This is a genomic window from Streptomyces sp. YIM S03343 (genome assembly GCF_054729195.1).
The window spans coordinates 5,299,440-5,317,250 of the sequence record NZ_JBPUKX010000001.1; the positions used below are offsets into that span (position 1 = coordinate 5,299,440).

Consider the following 17,811-nt stretch of genomic DNA (forward strand, 5'->3'; position numbering starts at 1 on the left):
GCTGAAGGTTCTGTTCCGTGATGAGCTGATCGACCGTCACCACTGATGGTGATCCCTCCGGGACGGCGACAGCGGGATGCCACCTGTACACCAAGTCCTACAAGGTCTACGAGGGCTCGGTGTCCTGTCGTCGAGGGGGTGCCCGCCGCCGAGAAGACCGGCCTCGACCGCGTCCGCGCCGCCCGCCACCGGGTCGAGCATGCCGAGATGCTGAGCCCCGACACCATCGCCGCCTTCGCCGAACTGGGCCTCACCGCCTCCGTGCAGCCCGCCTTCGACGCGCTGTGGGGCGGCGACGACGGCATGTACACCCAGCGGCTCGGCGCCGAACGGGCCCGTACGCTCAACACGCGCTCAGAGGCCGCTTCGACGCACTGCTCGCCGAAACCGGCCTGCGGTACTCCTACCACCTCGCGGAGGCCCCAGGGATCAAGCTGGGCGGCTATCCGGGTTGGACTCAGGAACCGGCATGGCCCGACTGCGAAGGCTGCGGCAGCCGGATGGAGCACCTTCTGACCGTGTCCAGCTGGGAATTCGACGGTGAGTCCTGGCGCACGTGGCTTCCCGAGGAGGACCGAGCCGACGAGAACGAACCGGGCGGCCGGCGATGGAAGGACGGCGCCCACAATCCCGCCGGACTGTGCCTCGGCGATGCCGGAGGCGTCTACATCTTCGAGTGCCGTACCTGTCCTGAGCGCCCCATCGGGCACTGGTTCGACTGTTCGTGACTTCTGGGTGCCAGCACACTCATCGGTGTGCCAGTCCGATCCTTGAAGACAAGCACCACTGCCCCTCCGAGCGCTTGACTAGATCGCAGGCCGTGCGTCCGGTCAAGGCGTCGAGCCGTCCCGCTGAAGTAGATGCATCGCCCACACCTACATCAAGTCCGCACTTCCTGGCGTGCTGCCTGTGGAGCGCGGGGAGGCCACCGGCTTCCCCGGACGTTGGGTGGGCGGCACTGCACGCGAGTACGCCTCACAGATGCTTGCCGCGCTTCAGTCGACGTCCACCGGACCGTCGTTCGACTGCTTCTCCTTGCTGGTGGGCAGCTGGAGCAGGCTGTTGCCCTTGCTCTCCTCGGGACGACGACCATCGGGGCGGTGGTCGTCGGGGTCCTGGCCGTTCAGGTTCTGTCGGACCGAGTCGAGGATCGTCAGGCCCTGGGACACCAGGCCGGCGGCGATCTCGCCGAGGCCGTCCGCGCCGTTGAGGACGTTGACGTTGGCCCCGGCGAGGCCGCCGGCGGCCTCCTTGACAATCTGCGGGAGCTGGTCGATCAGCATCCGGTCGAGCGCGACCCGGTCGTACGAGGCCGCCGCCTCCGCCTGGATCTTCATCCGCTGAGCCTCGGCGGCCGCGAGTATTCTGACCCGCTCGGCCTCAGCCTCGGCGGGCTTCACGACCTCGGCCACCAGCTGCTGCTGGCGCAGCTTGGCCTGGCGCTGGGCCAGCTCCGTCTGGGCGGCAAGCACCTCCTGCTGGGCGTGTGCCTGCGCCAGCGGTCCGGCCTGCGCGGCCTGCGCCTGGGCGCGGTCCACCTCGGCCGAGTACTCCGCCTTGACGATGGCGGTCTGCCGGGCGTACTCGGCTTGCTTGCGGGCCGCCGCTTGCTGCGCCTCGACCGCGGCCTGAGTGGCCTGCGCCTGGGCGATCTGCGCCTGCCGCTGGATGGCCGCCTTGTGCGGCGCGGACATCGCGTCGATGTATCCGGTGTCACCGTCGTCGATCGACTGGATCTGCAGCGAGTCGACGATCAGGCCGATCTTTGCCATCTCGGTCTTGGAGGTGTCCAGGACCTCCGCGGCAAGCTTCTGTCGCTCGGTGACGATCTCCTCGACCGTCATCGAGCCGATGATGGCCCGCAGGTGGCCGGCGAAGATCCGGCCGGTGAGCACCGACATCTGCTCCTGGTCTGAGAGGAACCGCTGGCCTGCGTTGATGACGCTTTCGTGGTCGTTGCCGACCTTGAAGGCGATGACCGCGCGGACGTGCAACGCGATGCCCTGCCTGGTCACACAAGTCTCGGTGACCTCGGACTCACACATGGACAGAGTGAGGAATCGGACCTTGCGGAAGACCGGGAGCACGAACTTGCCGTGCCCCGTCACCACTCGGAACGGCGCACCCGCCAGTCCCCGTCTGCCACCCGAGATCAACATCGCCTCGTCGGGGGCGGGGACGCGGTATCCGAACATGCTGTACTCCTCAGCCGGCGCCGACGGTATCTTCGCCGAGCGCGTCCAACGGATCCACCCACTTGATGACGCCGACCTCGCGGCATCCACGTGATTCGATCACGAGGACCGTCGCGCCCACGGGCAGGGGATCCTCCGACCAGGCGAGGAAGGTCTCGGAGCCGCCTCTGACCCGGACCAGGACTTCGCCGGGGCCCGCGGATCCGCGAGTTCCGATGAGTACCTTCCCTGTGCAGCCGATCACGGCCTCGTCCTGCGGCATCACCGGCCGTCCTCCTCGTCCTGGCCCCAGGATTCCGACGATAGACCCACTCCGGCCGGGGACCTAGGGTCTGCCTGCAGTCGTGATCAATAGACTTGCCGGAGCTCACTGGCCGTCACCCAGCAGTGCGACGAGCTACGCGGAAGTGTCCCTCGCCGTCCTGGAGATCCTTGGGCACAGCCAGATCAGCATCACGATGGACGTGTACACGCACGTCGTGCACGACACCCGGGAGGCGATCAGCCACATGGACCCGCTGCTCAAACACCGTCTCCCTGCCGCCTGAGCGGCTGCTGCCGTCGAAACGGCCCGGACCATGATCGGTCCGGGCCGTTTGCATGGTGCCCCCGGCAGAGTGCTCGCTCAGGATTCGAACCTGCGACACCCGCTCTAGGAGTTTTCCCTGGGTAGGACCGCGACCTGGGGAAACGTCGGCCACAGGGTTTATGGCCTGGGAAAACATCCTCGATAGTTCTCATGTGTTCACCTGGTTCTCGGCCTCATGTGTGCTAAATACGTTCCGGCAGGCTGGCATCCATGGCGGCGACAGGGGGTTCGCCTCGGTCGCTCACCGCGTTTGAAGCTGGAGGCTGTCAGCGGTGCCACGGTGTAGCACCGGGTGCTACCGTGGTCGGTATGAGCGTTCAGCCCGAAATCACCCAGCGGGATCTGCGTAGCCGGTCCCGAGAGATCATGGACGCCATACAGGGCGGCCAGTCGTTCACCGTCACCCGTGACGGACAGCCGATCGGTCAGCTCGTCCCCCTGCGGCGACGCCGTCGGTTCGTCTCCCGCCAGGAGTTCGCCGCGATGTCCAGGACCGCACCCGACATCGCCCTCGACGCGTTCCGTACCGACCAGGACGCCACGGCCGACACCTACCTGGACGATCCCTATGCCCGCTGACGGCTCGACGTACGAGCAGGGAATCCTCGACACCGACATCATGATCCTTCGCAGGTGGGTGGCCCCCGAGGAACTGCCGGACGAAATGGCGATCACCGCCATCACCCTGGCCGAGTTGTCCGCCGGTCCGCACGAGGTCCGTCGCAACGACGAGCAGAGCGGCTACGACGAACACGCCGAACGCGCCCGTAGGCTCGATGTCCTGCAACGTGCCGAAAACGAGTTCGACCCCATCCCCTTCGATGCCGAAGCGGCACGTATCTACGGCCGTATCTGCGCGGCGGTGATCAGCGTCGGCCGCAAGCCGCGCCGTCGGGTGGCCGACTTGATGATCGCTGCCATCGCCGTGGCCGAGGACCTTCCCCTCTTCACCACCAACCCCGACGACTTCAAAGGGCTTGACGACCTCCTCACCGTCGTACCGGTCACCCGTCCCACCGTGCCCCACGAGAGCTGATGGGTCACAGCACGTGGAGGACGCGCCGGACCCGGCAGCTCGCGGGTGGGACGGTGGCGTACGACCAGGAGTACGTCGACGCGCGGCTGGCCGGTGATCTCGGTCAGGTGGTCTACGACCGTCGGGTCGAGCTTGGTCTGTCCCAGGCCGAACTGGCCGATCGGGCCGGGATGACGCAGCCTCAGGTGTCCCGGATGGAGGGTGGCGACACCGTGTCGACTCTTCCGCTGCTGAGCCGCCTGGCCAAGGCCCTGGAGGGCACCCTGAATCTTGCCATCGACGAGGGCGACTCCCACGTCACCTTCACCCCGCGTGCTGTTGAGATTCGAGCTGCCAGAGGCCCCGGACCATGATCGGACCGGGGCCTTTTGCATGGTGCCCCCGGCAGGATTCGAACCTGCGACACCCGCTTTAGGAGTTTTCTCTGGGCGGGGCTATGACCGGCGGAAACGTAGTCTCCAGTGCGCCTGAGCTGGGAAATCACCCTTCCACGGTTCTTGCGAGTTCTCAGCCATTCCCGGCCTCATGTGTGCCGTATCCGTTCCGGCCAGTCACTTGGTTGGGGGCGGTACTCGCTGAGGAGGGCGACCAGGCGCACGCCGAAGAACTGCGGCTGTCGCTCGGCGGCCAGGCATAACGCATGCCTCGCTCTCCTCCCAAGGTTGTGAGCAGGCAGGCGGAAACCCGTAGCCTTGGACCAGCAGCACACAGGGCCCGATGCACGCGGAGGGGATGCCGATGACCACAGCTCCGAGCGGTGACCCTCACCCGCCGCGCCCGTCGGCGCATCCGCTGCGGACCATCCGTGACATCCGGGAGTCCCTGCCGGAGGACCAGCGGCGGCACTTCGACGCGGAGCTCGCCGACACGGAGATCGAGGCTCTGCCCGAGATGCTGCACCGCTGGGTGACGCTGAGTAACGACGGCTTCGAGGAGTTCCTGCTCGCCCGGCCCTTCGAGGGGCTGGAGTTCGGCGCCCGCTCCTACGACGAGCAGACGGACGCCGAGTGATCTACCTGTTCGACACCAATGTCGTCGCCGAGCTCACGACCCGGGTGAAGCTCGACCCGCGCGTCCTGGCCTGGTTCCGGTCCACGGCCCGCCCCAACCGCTTCCTGAGCGTGATCACCGTGGCCGAGATCGAGGCCGGCGTTGCCGCCGCCCCGGACCCCGTAAGGCAAGCCCGCTACGCACAAGCCCTCGCTGCGGTACGGCACGAATTCCGTGACCGCATTGCACCGATCGGCGAACCGGAAGCCGCCGCCTACCTCACCATCCACAGGACGCTCAAGCTTGCCGGCACCAGCATCGACCCACCGGACGCCCTGATCGCCGCCACCGCCCTGGCCAACGGCTGGACAGTGGCCACACGCAACATCAAGCACATGGCCCGAACCGGGGCTCTGGTGGTCAATCCGTGGGAGCAGCAACTGTAGGTGGCCGCGGCGTCGGTGCCGTATGTGTGCTGCAACCACAGGGGGCCCTCCCGTCCACTGGACGGAAGGTCCTCTGACCTGGTGTTTTGCTGTGCCCCCGGCAGGATTCGAACCTGCGACACCCGCTTTAGGAGTTTTCTCTGGGCGTGGCCTTGACCTGCGGAAACGTCGACTGTGTGGTGCCTGGCCTGGAAAACACCCCTCGGTAGTTCTCACGTGTTCACAGGGTTTCCCGGCCTCATGTGTGCTGAATGCGTTCCGGCGGGCCGGCGTCCATGACGGCGACAACGGGTTCGCCTCGGTCGCTCACTGCGTTCGAAGCTGGAAGCCGGCGGTGCCACGGTGTAGCACTGGGTGCTACCGTGGTCGGTATGAGCGTTCAGCCCGAAATCACCCAGCGGGATCTGCGTAGTCGGTCCCGAGAGATCATGGACGCCATACAGGGCGGCCAGTCGTTCACCGTCACCCGTGACGGACAGCCGATCGGTCAGCTCGTCCCCTTGCGGCGACGCCGTCGGTTCGTCTCCCGCCAGGAGTTCGCCGCTATGTCCAGGACTGCACCCGACATCGCCCTCGACGCGTTCCGCGCCGACCAGGACGCCACGGCCGACACCTACCTGGATGATCCCTATGCCCGCTGACCGTGTGACGCACAAGCAGGGGCTCCTCGACACCAACATCATGATTCTTCGCCGGTGGGTGGCCCCCGAGGAGCTGCCGGACGAAATGGCGATCACCGCCGTCACCCTGGCCGAGTTGTCCGCCGGTCCGCACGAGGTCCGTCGCAACGACGAGCAGAGCGGTTACGACGAACACGTCGAACGTGCCCGCAGACTTGATGTCCTGCAGCGCGCCGAAAACGAGTTCGACCCCATCCCCTTCGATGCCGAAGCGGCCCGCATCTACGGCCGTATCTGCGCGGCGGTGATCAGCGCTGGCCGCAAGCCGCGCCGTCGGGTGGCCGACCTGATGATCGCCGCCATCGCCGTGGCCGAGGACCTTCCCCTCTTCACGACCAACCCCGACGACTTCAAAGGGCTTGACGACCTCCTCACCGTCGTACCGGTCACCCGTCCCACGGTGCCCCACGAGAGCTGATGAATCACAGCACATGGAGAACGTGCCGGGCCCGGCAGCATGCCGATGAGACGGTGGAGTACGACCAGGAGTACGTCGACGCGCGGTTGGCCGGTGATCTCGGGCAGGCGGTCTACGACCGTCGGGTCGAGCTTGGCCTGTCCCAGGCCGAGCGGGCCGGGATGACGCAGCCTCAGGTGTCCCGGATGGAGCGTGGCGACACCGTGCCGACGCTCCCGCTGCTGCGTCGCCTGGCCAAAGCCCTGGAGGGCACTCTGAACCTGGCCATTGACGAAGGTGACTCCCATGTCACCTTCACCCCGCGCGCCGCCTGAGACCGATCCCCACCCGGCCCGTCGGCATCGTCGACCTGAGTCAGGGCGTGTCGCACGCAGGAAGGTCCTCCCGTCCGCTGGACGGAAGGACCTCTGACCTGGTGTTTCGCTGTGCCCCCGGCAGGATTCGAACCTGCGACACCCGCTTTAGGAGAGAGGGTGGGTGATCTGCGGGCTGAGCTGCGGCTTCGCCGGCCAAGGAAGCGGGTGGCTACTCGACCGCGGGGCACCGGTGTTGACCGTGGCTGACCCCTGCATCTGGCACGGCTGTGGCACGGACCTCAGCCGACGACAGCCAGCCACGACGGAGGGTGCGTCGACCGACCAGGCGCGCGTATGTCTCGCTGCACCCACACCGGCCTCGGCCACGCTGCTCTACGCGACCGAGGAGCAAGCCGCATGACGCATCATCCGGCGAGGTGAAGGGCTCATCAACCGCCGTTCCCGCGCTACCGTGTTGAGATGACGGTGCGCCTGGATGAGGCTTGAGGAAGAGGGGGACTATGCCACAGAGCGCCAGCAGCAACAAGATCAACCCGCGCGCTTACATCGCGCTGGCCGACGCACTCACGGTGATCTTCTGGAACAAGCCACCCTTTGAGCGGTATCTCCGGGGGATGTTGCAAGACCACAGCGAGCTTCTGGCGCGGCTCGACTTCAGCACCACCAAGCGCGAGACCTCTGGGCACCTGGTCGATCTCCTCCGGGCCAATGAAGCCCGGTACCGGGACCTGACCATCAAACTCATGCTCGACATCGCGGAGATGAAGCGGTTTTCGAACCTGGAGCAGCAAGTAGACCGGGACGAGATGGTGGCCCGTGCCGAAGCCGCCGTGGCCGAGCTGCGCGAGTGGACCGAGCACCAGCGGTCCGTCATCCAGGAGCACGAAGACCACGCAGCCACCATTGCCGCAAGCGCCAGGCAAGCCGAGCAGGCCCGGCTCTTCAACGCCGACCATGAGGCCCTGAAGCTACGCTTCTTTGAGATGCGCACGTCCAGTGACCCGCACCGGCGCGGCACCGACTTTGAGGACTTCATCAACAAGATGTTTGGGCTGTACGACCTCGAGCCCCGGGCGTCGTACAGCCTTGACCATGAGCAGATCGACGGCGCGTTCACCTACGCCACTGACCACTACGTCCTTGAGGCCAAGTGGTGGAAGGAGGCCATTGGCCGCCGGGAGCTGGACGTGTTCAAGAACAACATCGAGCGCAAGGGCAAGAACACGCTGGGCCTGTACATCAGCATGAGCGGATTCACCTCAGATGCCCTGGCCGTCTACAGCTACAGCACACCCTTTATTACGATGGACGGCAGTGACTTCATGGCGGTCCTGGAGCAGCGCATCCGCCTAGACGACCTGATCGCTCGCAAACGCCAGCACGCCTGCCAGACCGGCCACTGCTACCTGCCGGTGTCGGTCATCTTCTCGGGTACTGACTGACGTTTTCTCAGCGGTGATCATTTCCAGATTCCGTTGAGGACGAGGGCGGCTCGGGCGATGTCGCCGATCCGGCTGGGGCTGAGGGTGATGTGTTGCAGGGTGCGCCAGCGCTGCTTGAGTTCGGCTGCGGCGCGTTCGCCGAGGGCTCGGATGCCTCTGATCAGGTTGTTGGTGGTGCGCGTGTCGGCGTGCAGGGCTTGCTCGGACCGGCCCTTGGGGCGTCGGACCGGGATGAGGATGCCGATGCCCGCGCCGATGTAACCCTTGTCGGCCAAGGTGGGCAGGCCGTCGGCCGCGGCTTTGTACAGCGCGGGCAGGGCGTGGATGCGGGCGGCGGTGATGTCGGGGACGCTGCCGGGTTCCACGTCAGAAACCCACAGCGGGGTCCCGTCCGGGGCGGACAGAAACCAGATGTTGCCGCCGAACGCCTTGTGTTTCTGACTGAACCACAGGTCGTTGCCGTTGTCGCGGACACGGGCGAGGCGGTCGGTCTCGATGAGTGTGCCGTCGAGGATCACGTGGGTCATGCCCTCACGGCGGCAGCGTTCCAGGACGGCGTGCAGGTCGGGGGCCCGGTCGGCGAGGACGTCGATGCCCTCGTGGAGGTAGCGGTAGCCGGTTGCCTGGGAGACACCCGCGTCGCGGGCCAGGCAATGCACGCAGCCGCGCTCTCGGAACCAGCGCAGTACCAGCACGGCCTGCCGGAACGGTCCGAGCGCCCGACTGCCGCACGGAGTGCCGATCCGCCGCCGGCGCGCGGCAAGCAGGCGGGCGAGGTGGTCCACGACGTGGCGCGGGACGTCGAGCGTGGCAACATAGGTGACCAACGTGAAGCCTCTGGTGGTTCGGACATGATCTTGTGGTGAGACCTGTCCTACCAGGGGCTTTACGTCTGCCTCCAGCCGAGACCAGTTCGTCCCGGCCTGCTCACGCAGAGAATGGTTCATGCCGCTTCGCGCATATTATTTCGCTGAGAAAACGTCACTGACTAGCCGGTTCAGACCACGTTGATGGCCACGTCGAAGCCCCCGATCTCTTGGACCTGCATCACCAGGAAGCCTGTGAGCTGCATGTAGGCCCTCATTGCGCGGTTCGTGGCGTGCTCCGGTCGACGACACTGGCAACGTGGCTGAGGCCCTCCGGCTGGCACACGACGACTGTGCCTGAGCCCTCAGCTTGGGAAGCTTGGGTTACTTGCGGGCGATTGCCGGGCTGACCTGGGACGGAAAAGTACTGGGCCTCAGTGAGCCAGCACCTTGTTCCCTGGTGTTCCCCGTTGTTTCCCGCTAGATCTGGCACGTATCTGGCACGAGCCAGGTGCTTCGGAAGGTTTCATTCAGCGCACAGAAGGGCTTCTGCTTTGGGCCGTCGAGCGCCGTGACTATCGAGCCATCTGCCAATGAACGATCGATCACGGCAGCTGTAGTTCCGATCATGGCTGGTCCTGGAGTTCGTGTCGGCGCTGGTGGCAGGCTTGCGCGACGGCTTGATGGTGGCGGCGCCAGGCCATCCAGTGCAGGACGTGTTCCGCTTCCCGGACGGGTGGTGTGAGGACGAACACCCGGAGAAGCCGGACGAGTTCAGGACAGGTCAGTGGGACGAGCCGGACCGGTCCGGCGGGGCCGACTGTGACCGTGGCAGCGGCTGTGAGTGCGAGGACGGCGGAGGCGATCAGGGAGAACAAGGACCAGCGCATCCAGGAGTTCCAGCAGGTCACCTGGCCTTCGTCCAGACCGGTGAAGGTCTTGCCGAGTTGAAAGGTCTCCTCGATCCGCCATCTGCGGCAGATCACCTCCACCAGCTGGGCGAGGGTGACATCTTCGGGCGTCCAGCAGCGGAAGAAGGAGAGCTCGCCGGTGTACCGGTGCCGGCGGGCGACCAGGAGGCTGGTGCCGTTCTCGTCGTGTCCGTCGGGGGTGTCGTCCGCGCGGACGTCGAGCCAGGCCCAGTCGTACTCGCGGGTGCCCTTCGTTCCGTGTCCGGTCTGGATGCGCATCCACTGGTGAGGCAGCACCTTGTTGATCACCTGGCGGGCCTTCCACTTGCGGCCCGCTCCGTCAGTCACCACGTGTGTATGGGACACGCCGACTGCATAGCCGAGTCCGAACGCTCGTATTTTCGTGCGGAGTTCGCGGCCGGAATAGACCTCGTCGCCCACGAACCAGTGTGCGTCGATGCCCGACTGGAGCGCTTTGGCGACCATGGCGGCGGTCTGCTGCGGCTTGGTGGCGAACATGATCTCTTCCGGGACACCGGCCGCGTCGCGGCGTTCCTCGTCCGCGGCCCAGTCCTTCGGGAGATACAGGGCCCGGTCGATCACCACCCGCGCTGTCGCGGTGACCACGGCGAGGTGGACGGCGATCTGGCACAGACCGACGCCCTTGAGCGCGCCGGAGTACTGGCGGCCGGCTCCCACACAGTCGGTGGACGACTTGGCGTCGCCGGTCTCGTCCGCCACCAGCACCACATCCTGACCTGCCAGTTCACGCGCAACGAGACGGGCGATCTCCGTCCTGGCCCGGTCGTGGTCGAACTTCGCGCGTGACAGGAGGTGCTGCAGCCGGTGCGGACCCGGATGCCCCAGCGCCTGGGCCAGAGTCCAGCAGTTCCGCGTGTCCACCTCCGCCAGCAGCCCGCTGATCATCTCCGCCGCAGTCGTGCGAGTCTCAGGCCGCACGAAGCAGTCCGCGATCACGTGCATCGCCGCCCCGAACACCCGGCCCCAGACTGTCTGGGCTATCGTGACCTCCACGGCCACCGCTTCTTGAAACGTCGTCACAAACGTTCATGATCACGGTGGCCGTACCCATACCCCCACCCGGCCCCGCGAGCTGCTGACCAGGGAAGACGCCGGAACTACAGCTGCCGTGTCGATCGACAGAAAGGCGTCCCGGACGATCACGGACCAAGGGCACAATGTGAACGGTTGAACCTGCTGGTCCACGCAGGGGCTTGGGGCACCAAGGGGGAGATCGTGCCACTTTTCATACCAGTCGTGCTCATCGGTGTCGGTGTGGCGACCGGTGGTAGCGGGGCCGCCCTCTTCGGTAAGGGCGCCCACGACTTCAAGCGTTCGATCGACGGGCGCAAGGAGACGAACCAGGGCTTCGAGCGACGCCGAGCCCAGACCGAGGAGGCACTGGCAGCGACGAACGCTGCCCTGAGGGCACTGGGGGAGCAGCAGAGGCAGGCGCTCGTCGATGTCGTCGTACGCATGGGCGACTTCCTGCGTCGCCACGAGCGACAGGTGCGCGAGAGCGAGCGGCTGCTGGTGGAGGGCGTCGACGCCACCATGACCGAGGTCCCTGGACTTCGCAGCCTCGACGTCGACGCGGTGGCATGGATCGGCGGGGCTCTCGGATCCGCGGCGGCGGGAGCGGGCGCGGGTGCTGGGATCACGGCGGCAGCGAGCAGCTTCGGAGTCGCGAGTACCGGAGCGGCGATCTCCGGCTTGACGGGCGCCGCCGCCGAGAGTGCGACCCTCGCCTTGCTGGGCGGTGGGTCGCTCGCGTCGGGTGGCGGCGGGATGGCCCTGGGAGCCACGGTGCTCAACTTCGTCACCATCGGTCCTGCGCTGCTCGTCGGCGGACTGGTCGCCAAGAGCCAAGGAATGAAGGCGATGACCCGGGCCAGGGAGTTCGAGGCGGAGGTCGCCGTGGCAATCGCTGAGTTTGACGAGACGGACACCCGTCTGAAAGGCGTCGACGCCCGCGCCACGGAGCTGCGCGAGCTTCTCGTGGACCTCACCTTCCGAGCGCTTGAGGCGCTGGAACTCCTGGAGTCCGAGCCGTTCGATCCGACTGAGCACGCCGCGCGCTTCCAGCGGGCCATGACACTGGTCATGGCGGTCCGCGACGTGGCGGCGACTCCGATCGTCGACGCCGAAGGCAAGTTGGACGAGCGCAGCGCAAATCTCACCATCAGGTACAGACCCTTGACCGAGGAGACTCACGATGCCTGACCAACCCAAGGTGCATGTAGGCAAGGTCATCAACGCGGCCAAGGGCTCCGTTCGGGCGATGGACGGCTTCGCCGCGCTGAACCAGATTGTCGAAGCCACCCGTGAGTGCATCCACATCCACGAGGTCGAGAGCACCAAGAGAGCCCGGATCGAGGCCTACGAAGCTACGGAGGTCGCTCGGATCCGGGCCGCCGAAGCCGTCCTCAAGGACTACTTTGCACAGGCATTCACGGAACGACGCAACATCTACAAGGAGATGTTCGCCCGGCTGGACAAGGCACTCGACGAGGGTAACGGCGAAGTGCTGCACACCGTCGTGCGTGGAATCGTCGACATCGCCAAGAGCTCGCCGCTCGCGGATATCGGAGACCTCTCACAGATCCGGGCGGCACTGGACGACCCGGACCAAGTATGGGAGCTCTGACCGCAACGCGTTCGGAAGGTGACACCGCCGCTGGCACACGAGCTGGTTCGGCGACGGCGCAGGGCAGAGAGGCGGCTGGCTCAGGTGACATGTCAAAGGCCCCGGACCATGATCGGTACGGAGCCTTGTGCCTGGTGCGCCCGGCAGGATTCGAACCTGCGACACTCGCTTTAGGAGTTTGATCTGCATCCACTTCGGACGCTGTCGGCGACTGATGCGACGGCCGGATGGGGTTGCTGGTGTACGCCCCCGTCCGGCGTCGTTGATGTCAGCCGTAGATGTCAGAACCTTTTGATCCGTAGTCCTACAGAGATCGGTCGCTGACGGTCATACAGGTCGGGCCTCGGTCCCAGCGGGCCGCTACTGGGTGGGGCCGGTTGCTGTGCTTGCTGTATCCGGTTGCTGTACAGCAGGATCCCAGTGGGGGTGGCGGCGTGGAGCGGGCACTACTTGAACGGCTGCTTGTCGGCAGCGACGAGGCGAGCTTGGCCGCTCTGGCTGCGCTTCGTGGCGGCGGGTACCACGTTGTCTGGGACGGGACCACGCCCGCTGGGTCGCTCGCCCAGATCTACGGACGACGGCTGCGGCACACCCGCCGACATGGCATCGAGACCACGGACCTCGAACGCACCGTGCATCTGCTCGGCCAGCATGAGCAACCGGTTCGTCTGGGGCAGATCAGGGCTGCCGATGGCTCCTGGGTGTTCATGCTGTTCCTCACCGAGGACGGCAGCAGCCTGATTGCGTGCACCGGAGTGCGGCAGACCCACGCCTGAAGCTCAGCCGACGACAGTCAGCCACGACGGCGTGTGCGCCGATCGGTCACGCGCGCGTGTGCCCCTCTGCACCCCATCAGGGCTCAGCCACGTTGCTGGTGCCGTCGACGAGAGCAAGGTGCGACGGCAGAACTGGTGACTGGTTACGGAGTTGGGGTGCAGCCTCTAAGGCTTGTTGGCGGGGATCCAGTCGGCCTTGGTTCTGGGCTGCTGTAGGCGAGTTGGCCTCTCCGACGCGCGTCGGCCTGCAGAGCCGGCGGGTAGTGACATCGGGTGTTACAGGGCGTCAACGCGCGGCTGGTTTTGCCCGTTTAGGTCATGGCCATCTGCTGAACGTGTTCCATAGGATGTCTTGCGACAGGTACCACCCACGAACTAGCCACGCAGGCGCGGGGCGATGCTCGTTGCTGAACAGGGGACCGCCTCATGCCTTTGCACGTTGTCTATGGTGAAAGCCGAGATCGGGCGACCGCCTCTCGACTGGCGGAAGTATTGAAGCCGCAGATTGATGAGGGAACCATTTATTTGGGCTACCCGGTACTGGCAACGTCGGATAATCGGGTTGAAGTAGACGCTCTGCTCGTAAGTCGAGAGCGTGGGCTGGTTGCCTTTCTGCTTGCAGATGGAATGCCAGGTAATGAAAGTGAATGGGCTGATTTCGTAGCGTCGCAGGACCGCCTTTATGTCGTTTTGGAAAGCACCCTCAGGAAGCATGACTCGCTGAGGAGCGGACGACAGCTTGCCGTAACAATTAACACGGTTACCGTATTCGCAAGCCCGGTAGGCGAGCCCCCTGCAGGATCTGAGGGCACGTACCTCGGGTTTGAGGAGATTGCTGACTGGATTTCAGAGCTCCCCTCAGTCGATCCTGACATAGAGCGTGCGCTCCAAGCGGCTCTCCAGCGAGTCACGACTATTAAGCCTGCAAAGAAGAGGGCCTCGGTACAGCTCGAATCATCTCGTGGAGCTGTCCTAAAGGAGATAGAGCGAGGAATAGCGAATCTCGACCGGTGGCAGAAGGCGGCTGCTATCGAGACGCCTGAGGGGCCGCAACGGATCCGCGGGCTGGCCGGTTCTGGGAAGACAGTGGTCCTCGCCTTGAAGGCTGCATATCTTCACGCTCAGCATCCAGATTGGCGTATCGCTGTCACATTCCATACGCGCGCACTTTATCAGCAGATCAACGATCTTATTACGCGTTTTACGTTTGAGTACAGCAATGATCGTCCTGATGAGCAACGACTTCAGATTATGCACTCCTGGGGATCTGGTGCGCGTGCTGGCGTCTACAGCGAGATGGCTGCAGCGCTCGGCGAGACTCCACGGGACTACAACTATGCACGGACGGTATACGGGCAGGGAAAAGAGTTCCAAGGGATCTGTAAAGAGTTGCTAGCGGTGGCTAAGCAGTCCAACCCGGCCCCAATCTTCGATGTTGTCCTAATCGATGAAGCGCAGGATCTTCCGCCTGAGTTCTTCCAGTTGGTCTACCTATTTACCAAAGAGCCTAAGCGTATTGTGTGGGGCTTCGATGAGCTACAAAAACTTTCAGAGGCGGCCATGCCCGGCACTGATGACCTTTTCGGTACGGGCCCTTCTGGCGAGAGCCTGGTGAGTCTCGAAAACGGAGAAAATGAGCCGCGCCGTGACATCGTCCTTCCCATGTGTTACCGAAACACTCCTTGGGCTCTAGCGACAGCACACGCGTTGGGTATCGGCGTCTATCGCGTCGGTGGACTTCTGCAGCATTTCGATGAACCGAAATTGTGGAAAGATATTGGCTATAACGTTCTACGAGGCGACCTAAGGCTCGGATCTCGCGTCACTTTGGAGCGGTCGCAAGATAGCTATCCGTCGTACTTTCCGGATCTTATCCAGAAAGAAGATTCGGTCGTCCTGCGAAAATTCGACGAACAGGCTGGGCAAGATGCCTGGGTAGCAGCCCAGATCAAAAAGAATCTGACAGAGGATGAGTTGGAGGCCGATGACATCATGATTGTGCTGCCGGATGTTAGGCGTGCAAAGTCTCGCGCGCCTCGTCTGATGCAGGCTCTGAAGGCTCGGGGGATCAACTCCCACCTCGTGGGGGTTAATAGCGGCGTCGATAGATTCTTTGTCAGCGGCTCTGTTGCCTTGGGTCACATTTATCGAGCTAAGGGCAATGAGGCCCCTATGGTTTATGTGATTGATGCGCAGATGGCGGCGAGTTCTTATAATGCAGTCACGCAGCGGAACACGCTGTTTACCGCCATCACGAGGAGCCGCGCCTGGGTGCGGATCACTGGATGGGGCTCTGATATGGACCTCATTGCAGGAGAAGTCTCAAAGGTGAAAGCGAAGGACTTCAGACTGGACTTTCCTATCCCTACTTCGGCTGAGTTGAAGACGCTCCGTCACATCTACAGGGATCGCTCAGGAGCAGCCAGAAACTCTGCGCGACGAGCCACCGAGTCGTTGCAAGCCTTTATTGATGCGGTAGAAAGGGGCGAAATCGATCTGCAGGACGTTCCGGCGTCTCTTCGGACTCGGTTGGTAGAGATGCAGGAAGAGATCTCTGGTGACGACCACTAGAGCGGTCAGAGATGAAGTGGTCAACGTCCTTGATTTTTTAGTTGAGAGTAGGATTGCGGCCTTCAGGTCCGTGGTTTCCATGTCAGAGACGCGAGTTTCGTGGCACTCGACTAATCCGGGTGCCCCTTTTCTCGTAAGTAGGGGCGACTTGGGGTTGGATGATTACAGGAATTGGGTTGAGAGTGGTGCATATTCTGCTTTGCTCTATGATGGGTCGCTGCTACAAATAACATACGATATCGAGAATGGGGGGATATCGGGTCATCGTCTCGCTTATATTCCTTGTCCATATAAAATAGACCCCGATATGCTTAGCCTCGATGCCGTACTGGATGTAGTGGATGTATATGCGGAAACTGTGCCGACGAGTATGCTTCTCAGGTCTGCGGTCAGGTTCGACTATGATCCAGGTAATGCTAAGCCGGGGCACCCGTCGAGTCACATGACGATAAATTCCACTGACTGCAGGATCGCGTGCGCTGCGCCCATGCATGTCGGACGTTTCGTTGATTTCATATTCCGCCACTTCTATGCAGGGATTTGGAGTGCCCATATTGGGTACTTCTCTCGTGGGGCGCATCGAGAGTTGGGTAATCGCACAATTGTGGAAGAAGATAGAAGCGCTCCCCATATTTGGTGGCAGTGAGGCAAAGGTGAGGGTAGAGGCAGAGGGCTTCTAGGTTCGACCGTCTTGGCCACGGCATACGTACCTCTTTTCTGATGACAAGGGCCAACTGCTTAGCGCGCGGCACGGGCGCCGGCCGGGCTGGAGCGGGACGGAGGCAGGAGCGCAGGCCCGGCCGGGGGCCGTGCCGCGCGCGGGGAGCGGAGCGAGCCGCCTTGAACCCGTGAAGAAGGTTGTAACGCAGTCGATCATCCCTGTCGGGACGCGATGATGCCAGGGGCGGTTGCTCAGATGAAGGCAAGCTCGCGGAAGGCGTTGCGGACCTCGGTCAACGGCTGCCGATCACGGGTGTAGTAGAGCTTGTTGGTCAGCAACACGGCCCACCGCCCTTGGCGAGGTGAGATCCACATGCCGGTTCCGGTAAATCCGTAGTGGACCCAGACGTCGTCGGCTGGGGTGGTCCCGGGAGCGGAGTGCCAGAATAGGCCGCGCACGGGGGCCAAGGTGCCGGTCTGCACGGTCAGTGACGTCTCGGTCCACGCGGGGCCGAAGCCAGTTCGCTGCGGTGCGGTGCCGGCGTCCAACATGTAGCGCAGGAGGGCGGCCAGATCGTCGAGGACGGTGAAGGCGCCGGCGATGCCGCAGACTCCGCCCAGGAGGCGTGCGGAGAAGTCGTGGGCGGTTCCCTTGAGGTGGGTGTCGGTGTCCTGATCGAGTTCGGTCGGGGCACAGCGGGCGGCGATCTCATCGGGCAGTGGGCCGAAGCGGGTGCTGTCCATGCCCAGTGGTTGCCAGATGCGGACGGTGGCCAGCTGGCCCAAGGTCTGGCCGAAGAGGTGTTCGGCGAGGTAGCCGAGGATGAGGGCGGCCCGGTCGGTGTACTCGACGGCTTCGCCTGGTGTCCGGTGGAGTTGCTCGTGCAGCACGCCGCGGCGGATGTCCTCCTTGTTGGTGCCATAGAGGTTCTTCAGCTGGGCCCGCAGGGGAAGACCGGCTGTGTGCGTCAGCAGCTGACGGGCAGTCACGGCGCCGAGCGGGCGGCCGGTGACCTCGGGCCAGAAGGTGCCGAGCGGCTGGTCGAGGTCGAGGGCGCCGTCCTCCCATAGAGCGCCGATGGACGACCACACAGCGAGGATCTTGGTGAGGCTGGCGGCGTCGAAGACGGTGTCGGTGCGCATCGGCACGTCTGGTTCGTCGGGGTCGAGGACACCGGTGGCGCCCTGGACACGGATGCCGGTTGCGTCGCCGACAGCCCACACGGCGCCGGGGTACACCTTGTCGCGGACGCCCTCGTTCAACAGGGCTTCGATGCGGTCGCTGTCGTACGTCATGGTCTCCCTC

Annotated in this window: 20 protein-coding genes, 1 tRNA gene and 2 pseudogenes; 17 read left to right on the forward strand and 6 right to left on the reverse strand. The window is 64.3% G+C overall.

The window, feature by feature from the left end; genetic code table 11:
* Window positions 1-126: 126 nt before the first annotated feature.
* Together ACSYGN_RS23170 and ACSYGN_RS23175 are read left to right on the forward strand one after the other, a co-directional pair.
* Window positions 127-352 (forward strand): annotated as a pseudogene (locus ACSYGN_RS23170) (amidohydrolase family protein); the annotation flags it as partial.
* Between the two features lie 166 nt (window positions 353-518).
* Window positions 519-728: a hypothetical protein gene (locus ACSYGN_RS23175; RefSeq protein WP_460398608.1), complete on the forward strand. Its 210-nt coding sequence runs from the start codon at window positions 519-521 to the stop codon at window positions 726-728.
* Between the two features lie 267 nt (window positions 729-995).
* Here ACSYGN_RS23175 and ACSYGN_RS23180 read toward each other — a convergent pair whose 3' ends face one another.
* The gene (locus ACSYGN_RS23180; RefSeq protein WP_460398610.1) at window positions 996-2,195 is read right to left on the reverse strand and encodes an SPFH domain-containing protein; all 1,200 of its coding nucleotides are present in this window, start codon (window positions 2,193-2,195) and stop codon (window positions 996-998) included.
* Between the two features lie 10 nt (window positions 2,196-2,205).
* A complete protein-coding gene (locus ACSYGN_RS23185) occupies window positions 2,206-2,457 on the reverse strand; it encodes a hypothetical protein (protein WP_460398612.1) in 252 nt (83 codons plus the stop codon).
* 157 nt (window positions 2,458-2,614) lie between these two features.
* Here ACSYGN_RS23185 and ACSYGN_RS23190 point away from each other — a divergent pair.
* The 9 genes and pseudogenes from ACSYGN_RS23190 to ACSYGN_RS23230 all read left to right on the forward strand — a co-directional run.
* Window positions 2,615-2,743 (forward strand): annotated as a pseudogene (locus ACSYGN_RS23190) (site-specific integrase); the annotation flags it as partial.
* A 350-nt stretch (window positions 2,744-3,093) separates the two neighbouring features.
* A complete protein-coding gene (locus ACSYGN_RS23195; RefSeq protein ID WP_460398614.1) occupies window positions 3,094-3,363 on the forward strand; it encodes a type II toxin-antitoxin system Phd/YefM family antitoxin in 270 nt (89 codons plus the stop codon).
* A complete protein-coding gene (locus ACSYGN_RS23200) occupies window positions 3,353-3,820 on the forward strand; it encodes a PIN domain-containing protein (protein WP_460398616.1) in 468 nt (155 codons plus the stop codon). The genes ACSYGN_RS23195 and ACSYGN_RS23200 overlap by 11 nt, the downstream gene beginning before the upstream one ends.
* Window positions 3,820-4,173 carry a helix-turn-helix domain-containing protein gene (locus ACSYGN_RS23205; protein WP_460398618.1) on the forward strand — a complete coding sequence of 118 codons (354 nt, stop codon included), beginning with the start codon at window positions 3,820-3,822 and terminating at the stop codon, window positions 4,171-4,173. The genes ACSYGN_RS23200 and ACSYGN_RS23205 overlap by 1 nt, the downstream gene beginning before the upstream one ends.
* A 385-nt stretch (window positions 4,174-4,558) precedes the next feature.
* Window positions 4,559-4,831: a hypothetical protein gene (locus ACSYGN_RS23210; protein ID WP_460398620.1), complete on the forward strand. Its 273-nt coding sequence runs from the start codon at window positions 4,559-4,561 to the stop codon at window positions 4,829-4,831.
* On the forward strand, window positions 4,828-5,256 hold the full coding sequence (locus tag ACSYGN_RS23215) for a PIN domain-containing protein (RefSeq protein WP_460398622.1): 429 nt from the start codon (window positions 4,828-4,830) through the stop codon (window positions 5,254-5,256). The genes ACSYGN_RS23210 and ACSYGN_RS23215 overlap by 4 nt, the downstream gene beginning before the upstream one ends.
* Before the next feature lie 371 nt (window positions 5,257-5,627).
* Window positions 5,628-5,897 carry a type II toxin-antitoxin system Phd/YefM family antitoxin gene (locus ACSYGN_RS23220; protein ID WP_460398624.1) on the forward strand — a complete coding sequence of 90 codons (270 nt, stop codon included), beginning with the start codon at window positions 5,628-5,630 and terminating at the stop codon, window positions 5,895-5,897.
* Window positions 5,887-6,354 carry a PIN domain-containing protein gene (locus tag ACSYGN_RS23225; protein WP_460398626.1) on the forward strand — a complete coding sequence of 156 codons (468 nt, stop codon included), beginning with the start codon at window positions 5,887-5,889 and terminating at the stop codon, window positions 6,352-6,354. Before ACSYGN_RS23220 ends, ACSYGN_RS23225 begins: the two co-directional genes overlap by 11 nt.
* Complete coding sequence (locus tag ACSYGN_RS23230) at window positions 6,354-6,668, forward strand: helix-turn-helix domain-containing protein (RefSeq protein ID WP_460398628.1); 315 nt, start codon at window positions 6,354-6,356, stop codon at window positions 6,666-6,668. The genes ACSYGN_RS23225 and ACSYGN_RS23230 overlap by 1 nt, the downstream gene beginning before the upstream one ends.
* A 112-nt stretch (window positions 6,669-6,780) precedes the next feature.
* On the opposite strand, the gene ACSYGN_RS23235 is transcribed toward ACSYGN_RS23230, so the two are convergent.
* A tRNA-Arg gene (locus ACSYGN_RS23235) sits at window positions 6,781-6,855 on the reverse strand.
* Between the two features lie 316 nt (window positions 6,856-7,171).
* Between ACSYGN_RS23235 and ACSYGN_RS23240 the strand changes: the two genes are divergently transcribed.
* The gene (locus ACSYGN_RS23240; RefSeq protein ID WP_460398631.1) at window positions 7,172-8,113 is read left to right on the forward strand and encodes a restriction endonuclease; all 942 of its coding nucleotides are present in this window, start codon (window positions 7,172-7,174) and stop codon (window positions 8,111-8,113) included.
* 17 nt (window positions 8,114-8,130) lie between these two features.
* On the opposite strand, the gene ACSYGN_RS23245 is transcribed toward ACSYGN_RS23240, so the two are convergent.
* The gene (locus ACSYGN_RS23245; RefSeq protein WP_460398633.1) at window positions 8,131-8,940 is read right to left on the reverse strand and encodes a transposase family protein; all 810 of its coding nucleotides are present in this window, start codon (window positions 8,938-8,940) and stop codon (window positions 8,131-8,133) included.
* Between the two features lie 605 nt (window positions 8,941-9,545).
* Entirely contained in the window at window positions 9,546-10,892 is a 1,347-nt protein-coding gene (locus ACSYGN_RS23250) for an IS701 family transposase (protein WP_460394678.1), read from the reverse strand.
* A gap of 147 nt (window positions 10,893-11,039) precedes the next feature.
* Here ACSYGN_RS23250 and ACSYGN_RS23255 point away from each other — a divergent pair, with 147 nt between their 5' ends.
* From ACSYGN_RS23255 to ACSYGN_RS23275, 5 genes are all read left to right on the forward strand, one after another.
* Window positions 11,040-12,074: a hypothetical protein gene (locus ACSYGN_RS23255; RefSeq protein WP_460398635.1), complete on the forward strand. Its 1,035-nt coding sequence runs from the start codon at window positions 11,040-11,042 to the stop codon at window positions 12,072-12,074.
* Window positions 12,067-12,498 (forward strand): hypothetical protein, encoded by a 432-nt coding sequence (locus tag ACSYGN_RS23260; protein ID WP_460398637.1) that lies wholly within the window; start codon window positions 12,067-12,069, stop codon window positions 12,496-12,498. Before ACSYGN_RS23255 ends, ACSYGN_RS23260 begins: the two co-directional genes overlap by 8 nt.
* A gap of 434 nt (window positions 12,499-12,932) precedes the next feature.
* The gene (locus tag ACSYGN_RS23265) at window positions 12,933-13,274 is read left to right on the forward strand and encodes a hypothetical protein (protein ID WP_460398639.1); all 342 of its coding nucleotides are present in this window, start codon (window positions 12,933-12,935) and stop codon (window positions 13,272-13,274) included.
* 426 nt (window positions 13,275-13,700) lie between these two features.
* Window positions 13,701-15,845, forward strand: a complete 2,145-nt coding sequence (locus tag ACSYGN_RS23270) for a DEAD/DEAH box helicase (RefSeq protein ID WP_460398641.1) — start codon at window positions 13,701-13,703, stop codon at window positions 15,843-15,845.
* A gap of 79 nt (window positions 15,846-15,924) precedes the next feature.
* Window positions 15,925-16,491 carry a DUF2290 domain-containing protein gene (locus ACSYGN_RS23275; protein ID WP_460403671.1) on the forward strand — a complete coding sequence of 189 codons (567 nt, stop codon included), beginning with the start codon at window positions 15,925-15,927 and terminating at the stop codon, window positions 16,489-16,491.
* A 266-nt stretch (window positions 16,492-16,757) separates the two neighbouring features.
* On the opposite strand, the gene ACSYGN_RS23280 is transcribed toward ACSYGN_RS23275, so the two are convergent.
* On the reverse strand, window positions 16,758-17,801 hold the full coding sequence (locus ACSYGN_RS23280; protein ID WP_460398644.1) for a serine hydrolase domain-containing protein: 1,044 nt from the start codon (window positions 17,799-17,801) through the stop codon (window positions 16,758-16,760).
* Between the last annotated feature and the right edge of the window lie 10 nt (window positions 17,802-17,811).

What these genes read in the sequence shown, in the direction of transcription:
- ACSYGN_RS23180 (WP_460398610.1), bottom strand. Translation starts at nt 2,195, where the DNA reads ATGTTCGGATACCGCGTCCCCGCCCCCGACGAGGCGATGTTGATCTCG.
- ACSYGN_RS23200 (WP_460398616.1), top strand. Translation starts at nt 3,353, where the DNA reads ATGCCCGCTGACGGCTCGACGTACGAGCAGGGAATCCTCGACACCGAC.
- ACSYGN_RS23230 (WP_460398628.1), top strand. Translation starts at nt 6,354, where the DNA reads ATGAATCACAGCACATGGAGAACGTGCCGGGCCCGGCAGCATGCCGAT.
- ACSYGN_RS23225 (WP_460398626.1), top strand. Translation starts at nt 5,887, where the DNA reads ATGCCCGCTGACCGTGTGACGCACAAGCAGGGGCTCCTCGACACCAAC.
- ACSYGN_RS23185 (WP_460398612.1), bottom strand. Translation starts at nt 2,457, where the DNA reads ATGCCGCAGGACGAGGCCGTGATCGGCTGCACAGGGAAGGTACTCATC.
- ACSYGN_RS23275 (WP_460403671.1), top strand. Translation starts at nt 15,925, where the DNA reads ATGTCAGAGACGCGAGTTTCGTGGCACTCGACTAATCCGGGTGCCCCT.
- ACSYGN_RS23195 (WP_460398614.1), top strand. Translation starts at nt 3,094, where the DNA reads ATGAGCGTTCAGCCCGAAATCACCCAGCGGGATCTGCGTAGCCGGTCC.
- ACSYGN_RS23270 (WP_460398641.1), top strand. Translation starts at nt 13,701, where the DNA reads ATGCCTTTGCACGTTGTCTATGGTGAAAGCCGAGATCGGGCGACCGCC.
- ACSYGN_RS23205 (WP_460398618.1), top strand. Translation starts at nt 3,820, where the DNA reads ATGGGTCACAGCACGTGGAGGACGCGCCGGACCCGGCAGCTCGCGGGT.
- ACSYGN_RS23280 (WP_460398644.1), bottom strand. Translation starts at nt 17,801, where the DNA reads ATGACGTACGACAGCGACCGCATCGAAGCCCTGTTGAACGAGGGCGTC.
- ACSYGN_RS23260 (WP_460398637.1), top strand. Translation starts at nt 12,067, where the DNA reads ATGCCTGACCAACCCAAGGTGCATGTAGGCAAGGTCATCAACGCGGCC.
- ACSYGN_RS23210 (WP_460398620.1), top strand. Translation starts at nt 4,559, where the DNA reads ATGACCACAGCTCCGAGCGGTGACCCTCACCCGCCGCGCCCGTCGGCG.
- ACSYGN_RS23220 (WP_460398624.1), top strand. Translation starts at nt 5,628, where the DNA reads ATGAGCGTTCAGCCCGAAATCACCCAGCGGGATCTGCGTAGTCGGTCC.
- ACSYGN_RS23240 (WP_460398631.1), top strand. Translation starts at nt 7,172, where the DNA reads ATGCCACAGAGCGCCAGCAGCAACAAGATCAACCCGCGCGCTTACATC.